Here is a 17,304-nt window from a genome sequence, read left to right as displayed (position 1 = left end):
AACACCACAGGAGAGACCCGCGATGTTCCGGCTGGCACAACTTTCATTGGCAAACCGGGCGCTGATCGCGCTGATCACAGTCTTCGCGACGGTGTTCGGCGTGATCACCATGTCATCGCTGAAACAGGAACTCATCCCCTCCATTGAGTTCCCGCAGATCACCGTCCTCTCCGCCATGCCCGGCGCCTCGCCCGAGGTGGTGGACAAGCAGGTCAGCGCACCGCTCGAAACTGCCCTGAACGGCGTCGAAGGCCTGGAGTCCACGTCCTCGACGTCGCGCAACGGCGTCTCGCAGATCTCCATGGTGTTCACCTACGGGACAAACCTCGACCGCGCCCGGAACCAGATCGACCGGGCCATCTCCAACGCAAAGCGCTCCCTGCCGGAGGACGTGCAGCCGCAGGCCATCGCGGGCAGCATCAGCGACTTCCCCATCGTGTTCCTGGCAGTGTCCTCAGACAAGCCCCTCAGCGAACTGAACGCCGATCTCCAGCGCCTCTCCGTTCCCCGGCTCCAGAAGATCGACGGCGTCCGGGGAGCCGACGTGACCGGCGGAGCCACCCAACACATCGAGATCCTCCCCCGCCCCGATGCGATGGCCGCCAAGGGCGCCACGATCGAGTCCATCCGGAACGCCCTCGGCAACAGCGGCGCGCTGATCCCTGCCGGGTCCATCCAGGAGCAGGGCAAGACGCTCTCCCTCCAGATCGGCAGCCCGGTGGATTCACTGGACACCATCAAGGCATTGCCCCTGGGCGGAGCCAAGGATGCCGCGACGATCGGCACGGTGGCCGACGTCAGCCTGCAGGACGACGAACGGACCTCCATCACCCGGACCAACGGCCAGGAAACGCTGGCGGTGTCCGTGACCAAGAAGCCCGAGGGAGACACCGTGGGAATCTCCCACGCCGTGAACGACTCGTTGGCGGCCCTTGAGGCCGAGCTGGGATCCAACGCAAAGTTCACTGCAGTGTTTGACCAGGCTCCGTTCATCGAGAAGTCCATCAAGGACCTCACCACCGAGGGCCTGCTCGGTCTGGGCTTCGCCGTCGCTGTCATCCTTGTTTTCCTGATGTCAGCCCGCTCCACCCTTGTTACCGCGGTGTCTATTCCGCTCTCGCTGCTGATCACGTTTATTGGCCTCTCCGCTACCGGCTATTCACTGAACATCCTGACCTTAGGCGCGCTCACCATTGCGATCGGCCGGGTGGTGGACGACTCGATTGTGGTGATCGAAAACATCAAACGCCACCTCAGCTACGGGGAGGAGAAAGTCTCGGCGATCCTCACCGCTATCCGGGAGGTGGCCGGCGCCATCACAGCCTCCACCTTGACCACCGTTGCGGTCTTCCTGCCCATTGCCTTCGTGGGTGAGCTCGCGGGCGAACTCTTCCGACCCTTCGCCCTGACAGTCACCATGGCGCTGCTGGCATCCCTGCTGGTATCGCTGACCATCGTGCCGGTCCTGGCCTATTGGTTCCTCAAGAGCCCCGCCAGTTCCGCCGCCGGTTCGCCTGCCGCCCGCGAAGCTGCCGCCGCCGCCCGTGCCCAGGCCCAGGAGGCCGAACAGACGAGCCGGCTGCAGCGTGCGTACCTGCCCGTCCTCAGCAAGACCCAGAAGCATCCGGTGCTGACGCTGGTCGCCGCCGTTCTGGTCCTCGGCGCCACGGCCGCCATGACGCCGCTGCTTTCCACCAACCTCCTCGGCGATTCCGGCCAGAACAGCATGACTGTCCGCCAGGTGATGCCGGCGGGCACAAGCCTGGCCGACACCAGCACCGCCGCCATCAGGGTCGAGGACGTGCTCCGCGGCATCGAGGGCGTTAAGAATGTCCAGCTCGCCTCCGGAAACGCGCAGGCGGGCTTTGCCGCGCTGACGTCCTCCGGCGCGGCCAACTCCTCATTTACTGTGGTGACGGATGAGAAGGCGAATCAGGCAAAGCTCCAGGAAACCGTCCGGGCTGAAGTAGGCAAGGTGGCCGGTGCCGGAAAGATTACCGTCGGCTCCCAGCAGGGTGGCTTCGGGACGTCCTCCACGGTGGACATCACCATCAAGGCGGCGACGTCCGAGGACCTTCGCAGGGCCAGCGAGGCGATGGTGGCAGCTATGACCGGCGTACCGGAAACCAGCGAGGTGACAACCAACCTCGCGGCCAGCCAGCCGGTGGTCCAGGTCAAGGTTGACCGGGCCAAGACCGCGGCGGCCGGACTGAACGAGGAACAGGTAGCCGGCGTCCTGGCTGCCACCATCAGCCCCATCCCCGCCGGCACGGTCCGGATCGACACCAACGATTTTCCGGTCCAGATCGGCAAGGGCACCCGGTTTACCAGCATCGATGCGGTGCGCAACATCTCCCTGCCGGCCACCGGCGCCCCCGTGACCCTTGGCAGCATCGCGTCCGTGGAACAGGTGGACGTGCCGGTCTCCATCACAGCCAGCAACGGCCAGCGGACCGCCAAAGTGTCAATCACGCCGTCGGGCTCCAACCTTGGTGCCGCGAACGCGGAGGTCCAGAAGCGCCTCACCGAGGTCAGTCTCCCCGCGGGGGTCACCGCCGAACTTGGCGGCGCCACCACGCAACAGGCTGAGTCCTTCCAGCAGCTGGGCCTGGCGCTCCTCGCGGCGATCGCGATTGTCTACGTCATTATGGTGGCCACCTTCAAGTCGCTGATCCAGCCCCTGATCCTGCTGGTGTCCGTTCCCTTTGCCGCCACCGGCGCCGTGGCCCTACTGCTGGCCACGGGCGTTCCCCTGGGCCTGCCGTCGCTGATCGGCATGCTGATGCTTGTGGGCATTGTGGTCACTAACGCCATTGTGCTCATCGACCTCATCAATCAGTACCGGCAGCCACGGGACGGTCACGGCGGGATGAGCGTGGCGGACGCAATCACCCATGGCGCTCGGCAGCGCCTCCGCCCCATCCTGATGACCGCGCTGGCCACCGTTTTCGCCCTGACACCCATGGCGCTCGGCCTGACCGGGGGCGGCGGCTTCATTTCCCAGCCGCTGGCCGTGGTGGTGATCGGCGGCCTGGTCTCGTCCACAGCGCTGACCCTGGTGCTGGTTCCCGTGCTGTACCGGCTTGTGGAGGGACGGCGCGAACGCAAAGCTCTGCTGCGCGCCATGCACGAGCGCCCGGAGTTTTCAGAAGCGGACGACGTCGACGCCGAGTTCAGCGACTGGACCACCGGCAAGGTGCCCCGCGTCAGCGGCCGCCGGGCCGCCGCGGGCGACCCCCAGTAGCATCTGGAATATTCTCGCCGGGGATGCGTTATATCCGTCGATACATGCAAACGCATGAAAATTGGGTATAGTGGAAACAAGCCCAGAGAAGTCCAGGAAACGGAAGGCACACCATGCAGATCGGCGTATTCAGCGTCAGTGACATCACCACTGACCCCACCACCGGCCGGACGCCCACGGAGAACGAACGCATCAAAGCGGCCGTGGCGATCGCCAAAAAAGTCGAGGAAATCGGCATGGATGTCTTCGCCCTCGGCGAGCACCACAACCGCCCGTTCTTCTCCTCCTCGCCCACCACCACCCTCGCGTACATCGCCGCGCAGACCGAGCGGATCACACTCTCCACTGCCACCACGCTGATCACCACCAACGATCCGGTCAAGATCGCCGAAGACTTCGCCATGCTGCAACACCTGGCCGACGGCCGCGTGGATCTGGTCCTGGGCCGTGGCAACACGGCTCCGGTGTACCCATGGTTCGGCAAGAACATCCAGGACGGGGTGGAACTGGCCATCGAGAACTACAGCCTGCTGCGCCGGCTGTGGGATGAGGACACGGTGAACTGGTCCGGCAAGTACCGTACCCCGCTGCAGAACTTCACCTCCACCCCGCGCCCGCTCGACGGCGTAGCCCCCTTTGTGTGGCACGGCTCCATCCGCACGCCGCAGATCGCCGAAGTGGCCGCCTACTACGGCGACGGCTTCTTCGCGAACAACATCTTCTGGCCCAAGGAGCACTACCAACAGCTGATCAGCCTCTACCGGGAGCGCTACGAGCACTACGGCCACGGCAAGGCGGACCAGGCCATCGTGGGCCTCGGCGGCCAGTTCTTCATGCGCAAGAACTCCCAGGACGCCGTAAAGGAATTCCGGCCCTACTTCGACGACGCGCCTGTCTACGGCCACGGCCCGTCGCTGGAGGACTTCACCTCCCAGACACCGCTGACGGTCGGCAGCCCGCAGGAAGTCATCGAAAAGACCCTCACCTTCCGCGAGTACTTCGGCGACTACCAGCGCCAGCTGTTCCTCATCGACCACGCAGGCCTGCCCCTGAAGACAGTGCTGGAGCAGCTTGACCTGTTCGGCGAGGAAGTCCTCCCGGTCCTCCGCAAGGAATACGCGGCCCTCAAGCCCGCGCACGTCCCGGACCCGCCCACCCATGCCGGCCGCGTGGCCACACTGATGGCTGCACCGGCGCCTGAAACTGCCCCTTCGGAGGCGTGATGGCTGCCAACGGAAACGAATCACCCATCCGCTTGGCGGCGGAAACCTGGGAATCCCTGTTCCGGGCGCAGGTTGCCGTCATGCGCAGGCTGCAGGCCGGTCCTGCCTTCCGGAAGGTGGCACTGAACGAATACGACGTACTGTTCACGCTGTCCCGGTGCCCGTCCGGCTGGCTCCGGCTCAATGAACTCAATGACCATGTCCTACTGAGCCAGTCGAGCCTCAGCAGGCTGGTTGAGCGGCTGGAAAAGCGCGGACTCGTGGCCCGAATGGCGGCCCCCGACGACGGCCGCGGCGTACTGCTGAAGCTCACCGAGGAGGGGTCTGCCCTCCAGAAGGAGATCGGTCGGGAGCATGTGCGGGACATCTCCAGCTTGGTGGGGCCAGCCCTGACGGCTGCCGAGCAGAAGGAACTTCAGCGGCTGACCGAGAAACTCCGGCATTCCGTGGGAGCGCGGCCGGCAAAGTAACTGCCTGGGAAGTACTGCCCGGAAGTGGCCGGGCCCTGCCGGGAAACTAGCCCAGCATGACCAGCTTGGCCGGATCTTCCGACGGCAGCTGGCCGTTGACCACAGCGCTGACGCGCAGCTCGGTCAGAGTCAGGCGCCCGCCCACCGTGGACAGGAACGCGGTGTCGGACGAGTCGCGGCCGGCCGAGATCCGCAGCATCGACTCCCGCGGGGCCAGCCCCGTGGGGTCGATGACATGCCAGGCGCCATTGACATGCGCCTCGGCTACCGCGTGAAAATCCATGGGACTCAGCCCCGGCGCGTACACAGCGGTGAGCCGGGCCGGGACGTCCTTGGAACGCAGCAGGGCGATGGCCAGGTGCGCGAAGTCCCGGCACACTCCCCTGCGGTGCAGCAGCGTTTCCACGGCGCCGTCAGTGCCCCTGGACGAACCGCTGATATACCGCAATTCCCCATAGACCCAGCTCCGCACCGCGTGGAGCAGTTCGGCACCGTGCAGGCCGCCAAATTCGGCGTAGGCCGTGGGCAGCAGCCGGTCCGACTCTGCGTAGCGGCTTGGCCGCACGTAGCGGATGAGATCAGCCAGGGTGGCCTCTTCCGGGACGGCCTGCCCTGCCACCGTCGCTGAGTACTCAACGGTGACCTCGGCGGGTTCAGTGAACTCCATATAGTGCAGGCGGCCGCCATGATGGTCCGCGAGTTCCTGCAGCGGAACCGGCTGCCCGTCGGCCGTGACAGTCAGTGATTCATCAAACGAGGTGTAGCCGGGATTCCTGGCCACAGCGACGGCCAGGGCTGCCTTCGTGTCGGCGATGGTCCTGAAAACCATACGTGCTGAAACGGTGCGTTCCATGTATCTCCGGGGTGTGAGGTAGTGGCCGAACTTTCCGCATTGGCCCGGGGTTGTGGGGGCCGGGGGCGGGACTAGTTTTTGATCTCCAGAGACATTAGCATCCGCTGGACGTTCGCGAATTCCGAGCCCTCGTCCACGTACTTTGCGGCCTGGCCCAAGGTGTCAAACGCCTTGGCCGGGGCCACCTTCTCATCCGGGGCGAAGGCCTTCAGGACTCCGAGGTCACCGAACGAGTAGTCACCTTTCCCTGCCGGGCCACGGACCACGTTGCGCAGTTCGCAGGCTTGGCCGTCTGCCCCGCCCACAATGTTGGTGATGCCGTAGGAGCCGAAGTAGCGGTAGCCATGGATGACGCGGAACACCACGTGCGGCGCGATGGCACCTTCCCCCGTCAGGCCGGGAAGCTCTACCGGCACGCTGCTGATCACAACGTAGGGTTTCCGGGCAGCCTCGGGGCACTCGGACGACGACGACGACGGCAGTCCCGTCCGCAGGGCAGCCACAACCGTGTTGTCCTGCTTTTTCACCTCGATCTTCAGGGCACCCGGCAACGTCCCCTCCTCGGGCGTGACGGACTGGGCGATCCATTCCTCCGGCAGGTCAAAGCTGACGGTCTTAGCCGGATCGGTAAAGGTCTTCCAGGCAGCCGCTGTTGCGGCCGGGCCGGGTGATGTGGACGCCGAGGGGCCCGGTGCGGCCGAAGGATCCGGCGACGGGGAACCGGTAGCGCCGGCGGTAGGGCTCTTACTGGCACCGGGGCTGGCCGATATGTCCGGCTGCGCCGTCCACGCCGAATCGCTGTTACCAGGCGCGCTGCACCCGGCCGCCAGGGCACCGGCCATCAGCAGCGCTGCCGTCCGCACTCCCCACATTGTCGCCTTGTGTGTCATGCAGCCAGCCTATCGGCGGACGACGGCGGCCAAGAGACGGAGCCTCGTGTCGCCGTCGGACATTCCCCGCACGCAAGGCACTAGGCTGGTTCCTATGGCGGATGAGCAGTACGGCGCGGACCTTGAGAGCCTGGCGGACATCTCTGCCATCGACATTGCGGACTGGCGGCTGCGGACGTTTGCCCTGTACGACACGGTGCGGAAGGTTGCCGCTGAAGATCCGGCGGAGGCCCATTCCCTGTGGCGGCATGAACGCGACCGTATGTTCGCAACGCATCCGGCCTCAGCCCTCAGCGCGAAGGACAAGTCGCAGTTCGCTGGCCTGAAGACTGCCGACTACGATCCCATCTACCGATTCTATGTGCCGCTGACCCTTGAGGGGGCCGGCCGGGAAATGACCGTGGAAACCGCCACTGACGGCGTGGTCCGTTTTGTCCGGCTGGGCACGTTCGATCTTCCCGAGCTGGGCCAGCTTGGCGTATGGAAGCTGCACGGATACGGCGGGGGGATTTTCGTTCCGTTCCGGGACGCCACGGCAGGCCAGCCGGGCGGAACCTACGGCGCAGGGCGGTACCTCCTGGACACCATCAAGGGCGCGTTCCATGGCGTCCATGGTTCCGGGGCGGGCGCCGAGTTTGTCCTGGACTTCAACTTTGCCTACAACCCGTCCTGTGCGTACAACGAGGCCTGGGCCTGCCCGCTGCCCGGCCCGTCCAACCGCCTGGCCGTGGAGATCCCGGTGGGCGAGCTGTACTGAGCCGGCCGGCCGGAGGACGTAGGATGTCATCATGACTGCCAGCGCTCCCCGCCGCCTTGCCCGTGTCCGTCCCCTGTCCCCGGCTGTTGCCGACGAGCACTTCTTCGTGGCCAACGACGCCCCGGACTTCGGCTCCGACGCCGGTCGGTCCTGGACAGTCATTGATTCCCCCTTCGCGGCGTCCCGCGCAAACGCCAACCACCCTGCCCGGCCGGGGTGGGAGACCGGCACTGTAGTGGACCAGGAGTCGTTCACATTCCTGGCCCCATCCGTCCCCGCCAACGTCTTCGGCATGGCCCACAACACCGGCCAGCCCGGCCGCGACCTCCCGCCGCAGGCCTTCCACAAGGCCGCATCCAGTGTGATCGGCCCCGGCGACGCCATTGAACTGAGCTCAACGGTGGGCTACGTGGACCCGGAAGCGGAACTGACCGTCGTCGTCGGGCGCACCGTCCGCGGCCTGACGCTGGAGACTGCCCGGAGCGCCATCCTTGGATTCACCATCGGCAACGATGTCTCGGCCCGCGATCTGCAGAAGTCGGACGAACTGTGGATCAGCGCCAAAAGCCAGGACACTTTCACCCCCGTAGGTCCGTGGATCGTGACGGACCTTGACGACTCGGACCTGTCCATCGGCATCGTCCACAACGGCACCCAGCTGAAGGCCGCCAGCAGCACAGACCTCGGCTGGAAGGTGGACGAAATCCTCGTGTACCTCAGTTCCTTTATGACCCTGTACGCCGGCGATCTGGTCCTCACCGGCTTCCCGGCGGAGTGTGCCCGCATCCACCCCGGAGACACAGTTGTGTGCCGCGTGGAGGGCATTGGCGAGCTGAGCAACCCCGTCAACGCGGCGTCCTGGGAGGAAACCCCCGCCTGATATGTCAGGCTTAGGCCATGGAATCCCCTGCTGCGCCCAGTGCCCAGCTGACGCAGCAGCCCACCCGTGGCGCGCCTGCCACCAGGCACTACCGCGGAATCTTCAGGTTTCCACTGGTGCGGCAGCTCCTCCGCTTCACCGGCGTCGGAATCATCTGCACCGCCACCTCCCTGGCGCTGTATGCGTTGCTGCGCCCGTGGCTGGGACCGCAGCTGGCCAACGCCGCGGCACTGGTGCTGACGTCCTTGATGAACACGGCGCTGAACCGCAGGCTGACGTTCAAGATCTCCGGGCAGCGCCGGATGGCCCGCGACCACCTCAACGGCGTGATCGTCATCGCCGTGGCGCTGGTCATTACCGGTGGCAGCCTGGGCGTGCTGCATTGGCTGCACCCGGACGCCACCGTGTCCGACGAGCTGTGGACCACCACGTTGTCGGGCTTCGTGGCCACCGCTGTGCGGTTCACGATGCTGCGGCACTGGATCTTCCGCCGCGCCCGCCACATCTGAGCCGCTCCCCCTCCCCAATGAGTGGCAGTTAACGTCGTCATTCGCGTTTTCGGCGACATTAAATGCCAGTCAGGTGGGCTATGGATCGTCAGCTGCGGCCGAGTGTCCTGACGCTCCCGACGGCGGTGCCCACGGCCGCCGCCGCCTGCTCCAGTTCGTCGGCGGTCACCGTGGAAGTAAAGCTGAACCGCACAGCTGTCTGCGCCACTTCGGCGTCATAGCCCAGCGCGGTCAGCACCGGCGACGGCGCATCCGAGCCGGCGGCACACGCCGAACCGCTCGAGCACACCACACCCTGCCGCTCCAGCTCCAACAGCACGGATTCGCCGCTGGTGCCGGGGAAACAGAACGACGCTATTGACGGCAGCCGTTCCGTCCGGTGCCCGGTGAGAAGTGCACCCGGAACCGTGTCCAGGATGGTGGCGATGAATTGTTCGCGGAACCCTTCCACCCGGGTGGCCAGTTCCGGCCGTTCGGCGTGGGCGAGCGTCAGCGCGGTGGCCAGCGCCACGGCACCGGCCACGTTTTCGGTCCCCGACCGGCGGCCGCGTTCCTGCCCACCGCCGTGCACCAGGGGCTCGACGCGGGTCCGGCCACGGACATACAGCACACCGCAGCCCTTGGGGGCACCGAGCTTGTGGCCGGAAATGCTCAGGGCATCCACACCCAGCGCCTTGACGTCCAGGGGCAGCCAGCCGGCTGCCTGGACGGCGTCCGTGTGGAACGGGATGCCGCTCGCGGTGGCCGCGGCGGCCAGCTCGGCTACCGGCTGAATGGTGCCCACTTCATTGTTCGCGTACATGACGCTGACCAGGGCAGTCTCCGGCCGGAGCGCGGCGGCGAGCGCCTCAGGCGTCACGCTGCCTGTCCCGTCCACCGGAACCACGTCCACGGTAAACCCGTGGAACCGTTCCAGGTAACGTGCGGATTCCTCCACCGCGGGGTGTTCGACGGCGCTGATCACCACGCGGTTGAGCGCCGGGTCCGCGGCCTGCCGGGCCAGGGCAATGCCCTTGACCGCGAGGTTGTCAGCCTCCGTGCCGCCGGAGGTGAACGTGATCTCGCCCGGGCGGCAGCCGAGGACCTTGGCCACGGCCGCGCGGGCGCCTGCGAGCGCGGACGCCCCAGCTTCGCCCAGGGTGTGATGGCTGGAGGGGTTGCCGAACTCGCCGCTCAGGTAGGGCCACATGGCCTCGAGGACTTCGCGGCGGACGGGCGTGGTGGCGGCGGCGTCGAGGAAGATCATGGCCGCGTCAGCTGGTCCTCAGTTCGACGTCCAGGCCCAGGTCCAGTGCGGCGACGCTGTGGGTGAGTCCGCCGATCGCGATGACGTCCACTCCTGCGGCGGCGATGTCCGCGACGGTGGCAAGGTTGACGTTGCCGCTGGCTTCGACCCGGACGCGCCCTGCCACCTGCCGGACACCTGCCCGCAGGTCCTCAAGGGAAAAGTTGTCCAGCATGATGGTGTCAACGCCGGCCGCGAGGACGGGTTCGATCTGCTCTGCATTGTCCACTTCCACCTCGAAGTGGGTGGTGTGACCCAGCTGGGCCTTGGCCGCGGCCAGAAGCTCGGTCAGTTTCGCCGGATCGCCCCCGGTCATCACGGCAAGGTGGTTGTCCTTGGCCAGCACGGCGTCGGACAGGCTGTAGCGGTGGTTGGCTCCCCCGCCGCAGCGAACGGCGTAGCGCTCCAGCACACGCAGGCCGGGCGTGGTCTTGCGGGTGTCCGTGATGCGCGCCTTGGTGCCTTCGACGAGCCGGACGAACTCCGCGGTCTTGGTGGCGATGGCACTCATCCTCTGCACGAGGTTCAGCCCGACTCGTTCGGCGAGCAGCACCGAGCGCGCGTTGCCGGTAACACGCGCGAGGTGCGTGCCGGCGTCGAACGCTGCACCCTCAGCGAGCAGCAGCTCCACGTCGGTGTCCGGGTCCACGATCTTCATGGCGTCGCGGAACACCGTTCCACCGCTGAATACGCCGGGCACCCGGGCGTTCAGCACCGCAGTGGCGCGGGCTTCGGCGGGGATCAGCAGCTGCGAGGTGATGTCACCGTTGGGCGCGTCCTCGGCAAAGGCCCGCTCCAGGATGTCCCGGACGGGTGCTGCGGGGAGGGTCAGGCTAGTCATTAACGAGGCTCGCTTTCCGGCTCATGGTGTAACGCATATCAAAATGTTCGACGGCGGCATCCGCGGGCACGCTGTCGCTGCGGTAATGCGCCCCCAAGGATTCCCGCCGCTCCCGCGCGGAATGAACCAACAGCTGCGCAGCCAACAAAAGATTGGCATCCTCATGCTCCCGAGGATCGAACGAATCAGGAACATTGACCGGATTGTCAGCAGAGGCCCAAGCCCCAAGCAAACCAGAAGCCTCCCTAAGCAACCCGCCATTACGCAAAACCCCAGCGTTAGCAGTCATAAGCCGCCGAAGTGCCACCCGGGAAAACGGCCCAGGATCCGAAAACGACGTCTCAACAGGCCCCGGCGCAGGGTCCAGGTCAAACTCCCAGCCATTCAACTGGCGCTGCCGGTCGTCGTCTGACGGCACTGCTGATGTATCCCCCGACATAAGCGAGGCAATGTCGTCCGAGGGTGTTCCGGAAGCGAGCGTCAAGGGGAGGCCGCCCGCGGCCGAGACAGCGAGCGGAGGAATAGCCTCGGGCGACACCCCACCCGGCGCGTCCTCAAAGAAAGCAGAGACCGCCCGGCGTCCGAAGACAAGCCCTTCGAGCAAAGAGTTGCTGGCAAGACGATTAGCCCCCTGGACGCCGGTGCAAGCAACTTCTCCGGCGGCCAGCAACCCAGGCACCGAGGTCCGCCCGTAGAGATCGGTACGAACCCCGCCCATCCAGTAGTGCGCTGCAGGTGCCACGGGGACGAGTTCCCGGGTCCAGTCGACGCCGGCTTCGCGGGTGCGTTGGGTGATGGTGGGGAACCGCTTGGCCAGGTAGCCCTTTCCCCGCCGGGCCTCGACCACCATGGCGTCAAGGAACACGTGCCCGTGGGGATCCCCGAGGGTGGCGAGGTGCAGGGCGATGCTGCGGGAGACGACGTCGCGCGGTGCAAGTTCTGCGTCGGGGTGATAGGCGGGCATAAAGCGTTCGCCGAGCCCGTCCAGCAGGATGGCGCCTTCGCCGCGGACGGCTTCAGAAATCAGGAGCGGCTCACTGCCGTTGCCGGCTGCCTCAAGGGCATCGGCCGGCAGCACCATGCAGGTGGGGTGGAACTGGAAGAACTCCAGGTCGGCCACTGCGGCTCCCGCCCGCCAGGCGAGCGCCAGCCCGTCGGCAGTTGCCACGGCAGGGTTGGTGGTCTGGGCGAAGAGCTGGCCTGCTCCCCCGGTCGCCAGGAGCACGGCATCGCCGTGAACGCCGAGTTCCCGCCCGTCGTGGAGGAAATTCACGCCTGCCATTCGGCCTTCGCTCTGCGACAGGGACGTGACTTGAGCGTGCCCGATGACCTGGATCCGGCCAGCGGCCTGCGCATCCAGGACGGTCTTGATGAGCGCCCTGGCTACGCCGGCACCGGTTGCGTCGCCGCCGGCGTGCAGGATCCGCGGCGCGGAATGGGCGGCTTCGAGACCCAGCGAAGGGTCGCCGTCGTCGTCCATGTCGAAACGCACGCCGAAGCGTTCCAAGCCGGCGATATCCAGGCGGGCCTCCGTGCAGAGCACGCGGACGGCCTCCTCGTCGCAGTGCCCGGCCCCGGCCTTGAGGGTGTCTGCGATATGCGCGGCCACAGTGTCCCCGGGCGCGGGCTCGTCGAGGACGGCGGAGATGCCACCTTGGGCGTAGTAGGTGTTGCTGTCCGCGAGCGCGCCCTTGGTCAGCAGCACCACTTCGGCGTCCGCATCGGCGGCAAGCAACGCGGAGTACAGTCCCGCAATGCCGCTCCCGACGACGATCAGCCGCCGGGGTGCCGGACCGCCGGCAGTGCTCTCTGCGCTCATGTAGGGCTCGTTTCGAATTCCGGTGTTACAGGAGGTGGACTACAGCGGACGGGCGGCGAGCATGCGCTCAAGCGCGGTCTTGGCGTTGTCCTGGACGGAATCGTCCACGCTGATGCGGTTGACGATGCGGCCTTCGACGAGTTCCTCCAGGACCCAGGCGAGGTAGCCGGGGTGGATGCGGTACATCGTGGAGCAGGGGCAGATCACCGGGTCCAGGCAGAAGATGGTGTGCTGCGGGTACTCGGCCGCGAGCCGGTTTACCATGTTGACTTCCGTGCCGATCGCGAAAGTGGTCGGTTCGGTGGCGGCTGCGATGGCCTTCTTAATGAAGTCGGTGGAGCCGGCGGAATCAGCGGCGTCCACCACCTCCATGGGGCACTCGGGGTGCACAATCACGTTGACGCCGGGGAACTCGGCCCGGGCCTTTTCGATCTGGCCCACGTTGAAGCGCTTGTGGACTGAGCAAAAGCCGTGCCACAGGATCACGCGGGAATCGAGGAGGTCCTGCTCGTCGTTGCCGCCCAGTTCCTTGCTCGGGTTCCACATGGGCATCTGCTCCGGCGGCACACCCATGGCCTTGGCGGTGTTGCGGCCCAGGTGCTGGTCAGGGAAGAACAGGACCCGCTGGCCACGCTCGAAGGCCCACTCCAGGACCACCTTGGCGTTGGAGGAGGTGCAGACGATGCCGCCGTTGCGGCCGCAGAAGGCCTTCAGGGCGGCGGAGGAATTCATGTACGTGACCGGAATGACCGGAACCCGCCCCTCGGCGTCGGCCTTGGTACCGAAAATCTCTTCGAGCTGTTCCCAGCACTCCTCCACGGAGTCGGTGTCCGCCATGTCCGCCATGGAGCAGCCGGCGGCGAGGTTGGGCAGGACGACGGCCTGTTCGGGGGTGGAGAGAATATCCGCGGTCTCGGCCATGAAATGCACGCCGCAGAAGATGATGGCCTCGGCGTCGGGCCGGGTGAGGGCTGCGTTGGCAAGCTGGAAGGAGTCGCCCACAAAGTCTGCGTACTGGATGACTTCGTCGCGCTGGTAGAAGTGGCCCAGGATTACTGCCCGGTCGCCCAACTTTTCCTTGGCCGCACGGATGCGGACATCGAGCTCGGCGTCGCTGGCGAGCTTGTATTCCTCCGGGAGCTGGCCCTGACGCGGCGTCGCGGCCGGGGCGACGTCCGCGCTGGAGGCGCCGGGTCCGTAGGCAGGGGCACCGGCGAGGGCCTCGGCAAGGTCGTATTCCCACGGGCCCTTGGCGAGCGCCGGGCTGCAAGTGGCCGCTGCTTTGCCTGCCGCCGCGCTCCGGGCCGCGTTTTCGGCTTGTTCGCGCGTGATCAGCTGGATGGCTGTGTTGACGCTGCTCATGGTGTGCTCCTGTTATCGGGGTCAAGGCCGGGGCGGCCGGTGAAGCGGTAAAGACGGGGCGGGCGGTGTTTGCCGCCCTGGAGGTATTCGCCGGTCTCTTCGATCTCCGGCGTGGATTTGAGCTGGCGGCGGAAGTTGGCCGGGTCCAGCCGGGTGTCCAGGACGGCTTCATAGACTTCCCGGACCTGGGCGAGCGTGAAGTACTCGCCCAGGAAGTGGTAGGCCACCGAGCCGTAGGCCAGCTTGTTCCGCAGGCGCCGGAGCGCGTAGTCAACAATGGCATTGTGGTCGAAGGCCAGGTCCCCCACCTTGTCTGCCCGGAACCACGTCACGTTCTCCGATTCGTCGGCCAGGGCGGCCTCGGTGGGCTGGACCAGCGCCCAATAGACGATCGACACCACGCGCTGCGTGGGTGAGCGGTGCAGCCCGCCGAACGCGTAGAGCTGCTCCAGGTAGCTCGGCGTGAGTCCGGTGGTTTCCCGGAGGTTCCGGGACGCAGCATCCTGCAGGGATTCAACATGCGTCAGCGGTCCGCCGGGAAGGGCCCAAAGGTCCTTGTACGGCTCGCGAATCCTGCGGACCAGGGGAAGCCAGAGTGTAGGCCGGCCCGAGGATTCGCTGGGCCGCAGGGCGAAGATGACGGTGGAGATAGCGAGCGAGGGTGCAGCGGTGGCCCGTTCGGAGACGTTCGCTGAGCTGCTGTACACGGTCACTCACCCGCTCCCCTGCTTCTGGGCTTCATTGCCATCACTTAGTTATAGTCAATTTGACTAGAACTGATTCTACGGCCACATTCCTCTGATTCAAAATGTTTCGCCGCCCAGCGCGACTGGGCGAGAACTCCTTGGACCGGTCCCCGCACACCTATTCCGGCTTCACAGCGGCTGCGGCTTCGAGCAGGTTCAGCGTCCTGCCCTGGAAATGGGTGTTGAGGACAATCACGGACGACGCACGGAGCACGGTCTTGGTGGCGATCATCGCATCGAGAACGCGCTGCAGGTCCGGATTGGACCGCGCGGCGATCCGTGCCATGAGATCCGAGCTGCCGGAAACGGTGTGGACCTCGATCAGTTCCGGGATCGCGGCCAGCGCCTCAGCCACAGCGTCATGGCCCAGGTCCTGGTTGATGGTCAGCGAGCAGAATGCAACCACCGGGAAGCCGAACTTGGCGGGATCAGGCCGGGGTACCCACGAGCTGATCACGCCGGCCTCCGTCATCCTGTCCAGCCTCGATTGGATCGTAGCGCGGGCGACGCCCAGGACCCTCGAGGCCTCCAGCACCGAGCCCCGCGGTGTGCCAGTAAAGAAACGGACAATTTTGGCATCCAGGGCATCGACGTTCATACAATCTCCTTCGCGCACCACCATAGGGTAAGCAAGTTGCTAGCCAATATTCGTCCGAGTGATTCAAAGTGCCACTATCGTTGCACAACCGTGTGCCTGCGGACCAGCGACTTAGGCGGTAAATTCAAGTGGTCCCTGCGGGGGGCACCAACCCCAACCCCAAGAAGGTTCACAGGCATGACATCGAAGTCCACGGCAGTGCGGCCGGTATCCCACCTCGGCCACACCATGAAACCCCGGCAGCTCACCATGATGGGACTGGGCAGCGCCATCGGCGCCGGCCTGTTCCTGGGTTCAGGGGCCGGTATCCAGGCCGCGGGGCCCGCCGTGCTGATCTCGTACCTGGTCGCCGGGACGCTCATCATCCTGGTGATGTGGGCGCTGGGCGAAATGGCTGCTGCGAATCCCACCAGCGGCGCGTTCTCCGTCTACGCCGAGCGGGCTCTCGGAAAAACCGCCGGCGCCACAGTGGGCTGGCTGTGGTGGCTTCAGCTGGTGGTGGTCATCGCCGCGGAAGCACTCGGCGCCGCAGGCCTGCTGTTTTCTGTCTGGCCGGTTATCCCCGTCTGGGCCCTGGCCCTGGTCTTTATGGTCGTGTTTACGGCCATCAACCTGACGGGGGTCAAGAACTTCGGCGAGTTCGAATTCTGGTTCGCCATCCTGAAGGTTGCCGCCATTGTGGCGTTCCTGGCCGTGGGGGCCGCCCTGCTGCTGGGCCTCCTGCCCGACGTAGCTTCGCCTGGACTCGCTAACATCACCACTGATTTTGCTCCCGCCGGGCTTGGTGGAATCGCCACGGCATTGTTCGTGGTGATCTTTGCCTTCGGCGGAACCGAGATCGTGGCCGTGGCCGCCGCGGAAACGGAGGATCCGGAGCACAGTGTGGGCAAGGCGATCGGCACGGTGTTGTGGCGCATCCTGGTCTTCTACATCGGGTCGGTTTTTGTCATCGCGGCCGTCCTGCCGGTCACCTCCGAAGGACTCGCCTCGCCTTTTGCCGGCGTGCTCGACGCGGCCCGGATCCCGGGCGCCGGCACGGCGATCACCCTGGTTGCCGTCGTCGCACTTCTCTCCGCACTGAACGCCAACCTCTACGGCGCGTCCCGCATGGTGTACTCGCTCGCCGAACGCGGCGAGGCTCCCCGGTTCCTGGCCAGGCTCAGCGTCGCCAACGTGCCCATGGTGGCGGTAGGCGTCTCCGTCGCGTTCGGCTTCTTCGCCACCGTTCTGGAGCTGCTGTTCCCGGACCGGATCCTGCCGGCCCTGTTCCAGCTGGTCGGATCAACATGCCTGGTGGTCTGGGGGACGGCCCTCGTTTCGCAGCTGATCCTCCGGCGCCGCGCGGACCGGGCCGGTGCCGTACTTCCCCTGCGGATGAGGGGGTTTCCGGGCCTGACATTCTTCGGACTGGCGCTCCTGGGCCTGATCTTCGCCGTCGGCTTCAGCGCGGAAAGTAGCCGCGGACAGCTACTGAGCACGTTCGTTCTGGTTGCCTGCCTCGCGGCAGCCTGCTGGATCGGCGCCCGGCTCACCACCCGAGATCGTCAGCCCAAGTAAGTAGCAGTAGATGTCGTTATGAGCCGTCCTAACGACATCTACTGCTACCCAGTTGGGTGAGGGGCAGAAAGACCGACGGCGGCTTGCGCTTGGCATCAGTTGTCCAGATCCAGCTCCGCGGCACGGTCGTCGTCCAGAACGACATGACCTGCTGCAGGAGCTGCGCGAGCGCCGCTTTCGCCCTGAACGGCATCACGGACGAGACGAAGTTCGCGTGGACGTACGGCGGGCAGGGAAACGAGCTCGTCAGCCACAGGCGGTGCCTATGAC

General features: G+C 66.0%; 16 protein-coding genes. 7 read left to right on the top strand and 9 right to left on the bottom strand.

The window, feature by feature from the left end:
• The first annotated feature begins 22 nt into the window (after positions 1–22).
• The 3 genes from ACQCSW_RS08930 (at position 23) to ACQCSW_RS08920 (ending at position 4,937) form a co-directional block, all read left to right on the top strand.
• The gene (locus tag ACQCSW_RS08930) at positions 23–3,244 is read left to right on the top strand and encodes an efflux RND transporter permease subunit (protein WP_426990419.1); all 3,222 of its coding nucleotides are present in this window, start codon (positions 23–25) and stop codon (positions 3,242–3,244) included.
• A gap of 113 nt (positions 3,245–3,357) precedes the next feature.
• The gene (locus ACQCSW_RS08925) at positions 3,358–4,467 is read left to right on the top strand and encodes an LLM class flavin-dependent oxidoreductase (protein ID WP_426990417.1); all 1,110 of its coding nucleotides are present in this window, start codon (positions 3,358–3,360) and stop codon (positions 4,465–4,467) included.
• On the top strand, positions 4,467–4,937 hold the full coding sequence (locus tag ACQCSW_RS08920; protein WP_426990416.1) for a MarR family winged helix-turn-helix transcriptional regulator: 471 nt from the start codon (positions 4,467–4,469) through the stop codon (positions 4,935–4,937). Before ACQCSW_RS08925 ends, ACQCSW_RS08920 begins: the two co-directional genes overlap by 1 nt.
• A 46-nt stretch (positions 4,938–4,983) precedes the next feature.
• Here ACQCSW_RS08920 and ACQCSW_RS08915 read toward each other — a convergent pair whose 3' ends face one another.
• Complete coding sequence (locus ACQCSW_RS08915) at positions 4,984–5,790, bottom strand: transglutaminase-like domain-containing protein (protein WP_426990415.1); 807 nt, start codon at positions 5,788–5,790, stop codon at positions 4,984–4,986.
• Between the two features lie 71 nt (positions 5,791–5,861).
• Positions 5,862–6,680 carry a hypothetical protein gene (locus ACQCSW_RS08910; protein ID WP_426990414.1) on the bottom strand — a complete coding sequence of 273 codons (819 nt, stop codon included), beginning with the start codon at positions 6,678–6,680 and terminating at the stop codon, positions 5,862–5,864.
• Between the two features lie 94 nt (positions 6,681–6,774).
• On the opposite strand from ACQCSW_RS08910, the gene ACQCSW_RS08905 reads away from it, so the two are divergent.
• Genes ACQCSW_RS08905 through ACQCSW_RS08895 form a run of 3 tightly spaced genes read left to right on the top strand, consistent with a single transcriptional unit; the run spans position 6,775 to position 8,826 of the window.
• Positions 6,775–7,437 (top strand): DUF1684 domain-containing protein, encoded by a 663-nt coding sequence (locus ACQCSW_RS08905; protein WP_111907869.1) that lies wholly within the window; start codon positions 6,775–6,777, stop codon positions 7,435–7,437.
• A gap of 31 nt (positions 7,438–7,468) precedes the next feature.
• Complete coding sequence (locus ACQCSW_RS08900) at positions 7,469–8,317, top strand: fumarylacetoacetate hydrolase family protein (protein WP_426990412.1); 849 nt, start codon at positions 7,469–7,471, stop codon at positions 8,315–8,317.
• Between the two features lie 17 nt (positions 8,318–8,334).
• Positions 8,335–8,826: a GtrA family protein gene (locus ACQCSW_RS08895; protein ID WP_354250920.1), complete on the top strand. Its 492-nt coding sequence runs from the start codon at positions 8,335–8,337 to the stop codon at positions 8,824–8,826.
• Between the two features lie 88 nt (positions 8,827–8,914).
• Here ACQCSW_RS08895 and ACQCSW_RS08890 read toward each other — a convergent pair whose 3' ends face one another.
• The 6 genes from ACQCSW_RS08890 to ACQCSW_RS08865 form a co-directional block, all read right to left on the bottom strand.
• On the bottom strand, positions 8,915–10,072 hold the full coding sequence (locus tag ACQCSW_RS08890) for a cysteine desulfurase family protein (RefSeq protein ID WP_426990411.1): 1,158 nt from the start codon (positions 10,070–10,072) through the stop codon (positions 8,915–8,917).
• A gap of 7 nt (positions 10,073–10,079) precedes the next feature.
• Positions 10,080–10,952 (bottom strand): carboxylating nicotinate-nucleotide diphosphorylase, encoded by an 873-nt coding sequence (gene nadC, locus ACQCSW_RS08885; RefSeq protein ID WP_426990410.1) that lies wholly within the window; start codon positions 10,950–10,952, stop codon positions 10,080–10,082.
• Positions 10,945–12,771: an L-aspartate oxidase gene (locus ACQCSW_RS08880; protein WP_426990409.1), complete on the bottom strand. Its 1,827-nt coding sequence runs from the start codon at positions 12,769–12,771 to the stop codon at positions 10,945–10,947. The genes nadC and ACQCSW_RS08880 overlap by 8 nt, the downstream gene beginning before the upstream one ends.
• Before the next feature lie 39 nt (positions 12,772–12,810).
• Complete coding sequence (gene nadA / locus ACQCSW_RS08875) at positions 12,811–14,133, bottom strand: quinolinate synthase NadA (RefSeq protein ID WP_426990408.1); 1,323 nt, start codon at positions 14,131–14,133, stop codon at positions 12,811–12,813.
• The gene (locus ACQCSW_RS08870) at positions 14,130–14,840 is read right to left on the bottom strand and encodes an NUDIX hydrolase (protein ID WP_426990655.1); all 711 of its coding nucleotides are present in this window, start codon (positions 14,838–14,840) and stop codon (positions 14,130–14,132) included. The genes nadA and ACQCSW_RS08870 overlap by 4 nt, the downstream gene beginning before the upstream one ends.
• A gap of 157 nt (positions 14,841–14,997) precedes the next feature.
• Positions 14,998–15,477, bottom strand: coding sequence for an Lrp/AsnC family transcriptional regulator (locus ACQCSW_RS08865; RefSeq protein ID WP_426990407.1), 480 nt, complete (start codon positions 15,475–15,477; stop codon positions 14,998–15,000).
• Positions 15,478–15,654: 177 nt separating this feature from the next.
• On the opposite strand from ACQCSW_RS08865, the gene ACQCSW_RS08860 reads away from it, so the two are divergent.
• Positions 15,655–17,034: an amino acid permease gene (locus tag ACQCSW_RS08860; protein WP_426990406.1), complete on the top strand. Its 1,380-nt coding sequence runs from the start codon at positions 15,655–15,657 to the stop codon at positions 17,032–17,034.
• Positions 17,035–17,129: 95 nt separating this feature from the next.
• On the opposite strand, the gene ACQCSW_RS08855 is transcribed toward ACQCSW_RS08860, so the two are convergent.
• Entirely contained in the window at positions 17,130–17,288 is a 159-nt protein-coding gene (locus ACQCSW_RS08855) for a hypothetical protein (protein WP_426990405.1), read from the bottom strand.
• Positions 17,289–17,304: the final 16 nt, after the last annotated feature.

The organism is Pseudarthrobacter sp. Y6 (genome assembly GCF_050156205.1).
Classification (GTDB): domain Bacteria; phylum Actinomycetota; class Actinomycetes; order Actinomycetales; family Micrococcaceae; genus Arthrobacter.
The sequence above is the reverse complement of the archived record's forward strand: the minus strand, read 5'-3'. Positions and strand labels throughout refer to the sequence as shown.

What these genes read in the sequence shown, in the direction of transcription:
- ACQCSW_RS08930 (WP_426990419.1), top strand. Translation starts at nt 23, where the DNA reads ATGTTCCGGCTGGCACAACTTTCATTGGCAAACCGGGCGCTGATCGCG.
- ACQCSW_RS08925 (WP_426990417.1), top strand. Translation starts at nt 3,358, where the DNA reads ATGCAGATCGGCGTATTCAGCGTCAGTGACATCACCACTGACCCCACC.
- ACQCSW_RS08920 (WP_426990416.1), top strand. Translation starts at nt 4,467, where the DNA reads ATGGCTGCCAACGGAAACGAATCACCCATCCGCTTGGCGGCGGAAACC.
- ACQCSW_RS08915 (WP_426990415.1), bottom strand. Translation starts at nt 5,790, where the DNA reads ATGGAACGCACCGTTTCAGCACGTATGGTTTTCAGGACCATCGCCGAC.
- ACQCSW_RS08910 (WP_426990414.1), bottom strand. Translation starts at nt 6,680, where the DNA reads ATGACACACAAGGCGACAATGTGGGGAGTGCGGACGGCAGCGCTGCTG.
- ACQCSW_RS08905 (WP_111907869.1), top strand. Translation starts at nt 6,775, where the DNA reads ATGGCGGATGAGCAGTACGGCGCGGACCTTGAGAGCCTGGCGGACATC.
- ACQCSW_RS08900 (WP_426990412.1), top strand. Translation starts at nt 7,469, where the DNA reads ATGACTGCCAGCGCTCCCCGCCGCCTTGCCCGTGTCCGTCCCCTGTCC.
- ACQCSW_RS08895 (WP_354250920.1), top strand. Translation starts at nt 8,335, where the DNA reads ATGGAATCCCCTGCTGCGCCCAGTGCCCAGCTGACGCAGCAGCCCACC.
- ACQCSW_RS08890 (WP_426990411.1), bottom strand. Translation starts at nt 10,072, where the DNA reads ATGATCTTCCTCGACGCCGCCGCCACCACGCCCGTCCGCCGCGAAGTC.
- nadC (WP_426990410.1), bottom strand. Translation starts at nt 10,952, where the DNA reads ATGACTAGCCTGACCCTCCCCGCAGCACCCGTCCGGGACATCCTGGAG.
- ACQCSW_RS08880 (WP_426990409.1), bottom strand. Translation starts at nt 12,771, where the DNA reads ATGAGCGCAGAGAGCACTGCCGGCGGTCCGGCACCCCGGCGGCTGATC.
- nadA (WP_426990408.1), bottom strand. Translation starts at nt 14,133, where the DNA reads ATGAGCAGCGTCAACACAGCCATCCAGCTGATCACGCGCGAACAAGCC.
- ACQCSW_RS08865 (WP_426990407.1), bottom strand. Translation starts at nt 15,477, where the DNA reads ATGAACGTCGATGCCCTGGATGCCAAAATTGTCCGTTTCTTTACTGGC.
- ACQCSW_RS08860 (WP_426990406.1), top strand. Translation starts at nt 15,655, where the DNA reads ATGACATCGAAGTCCACGGCAGTGCGGCCGGTATCCCACCTCGGCCAC.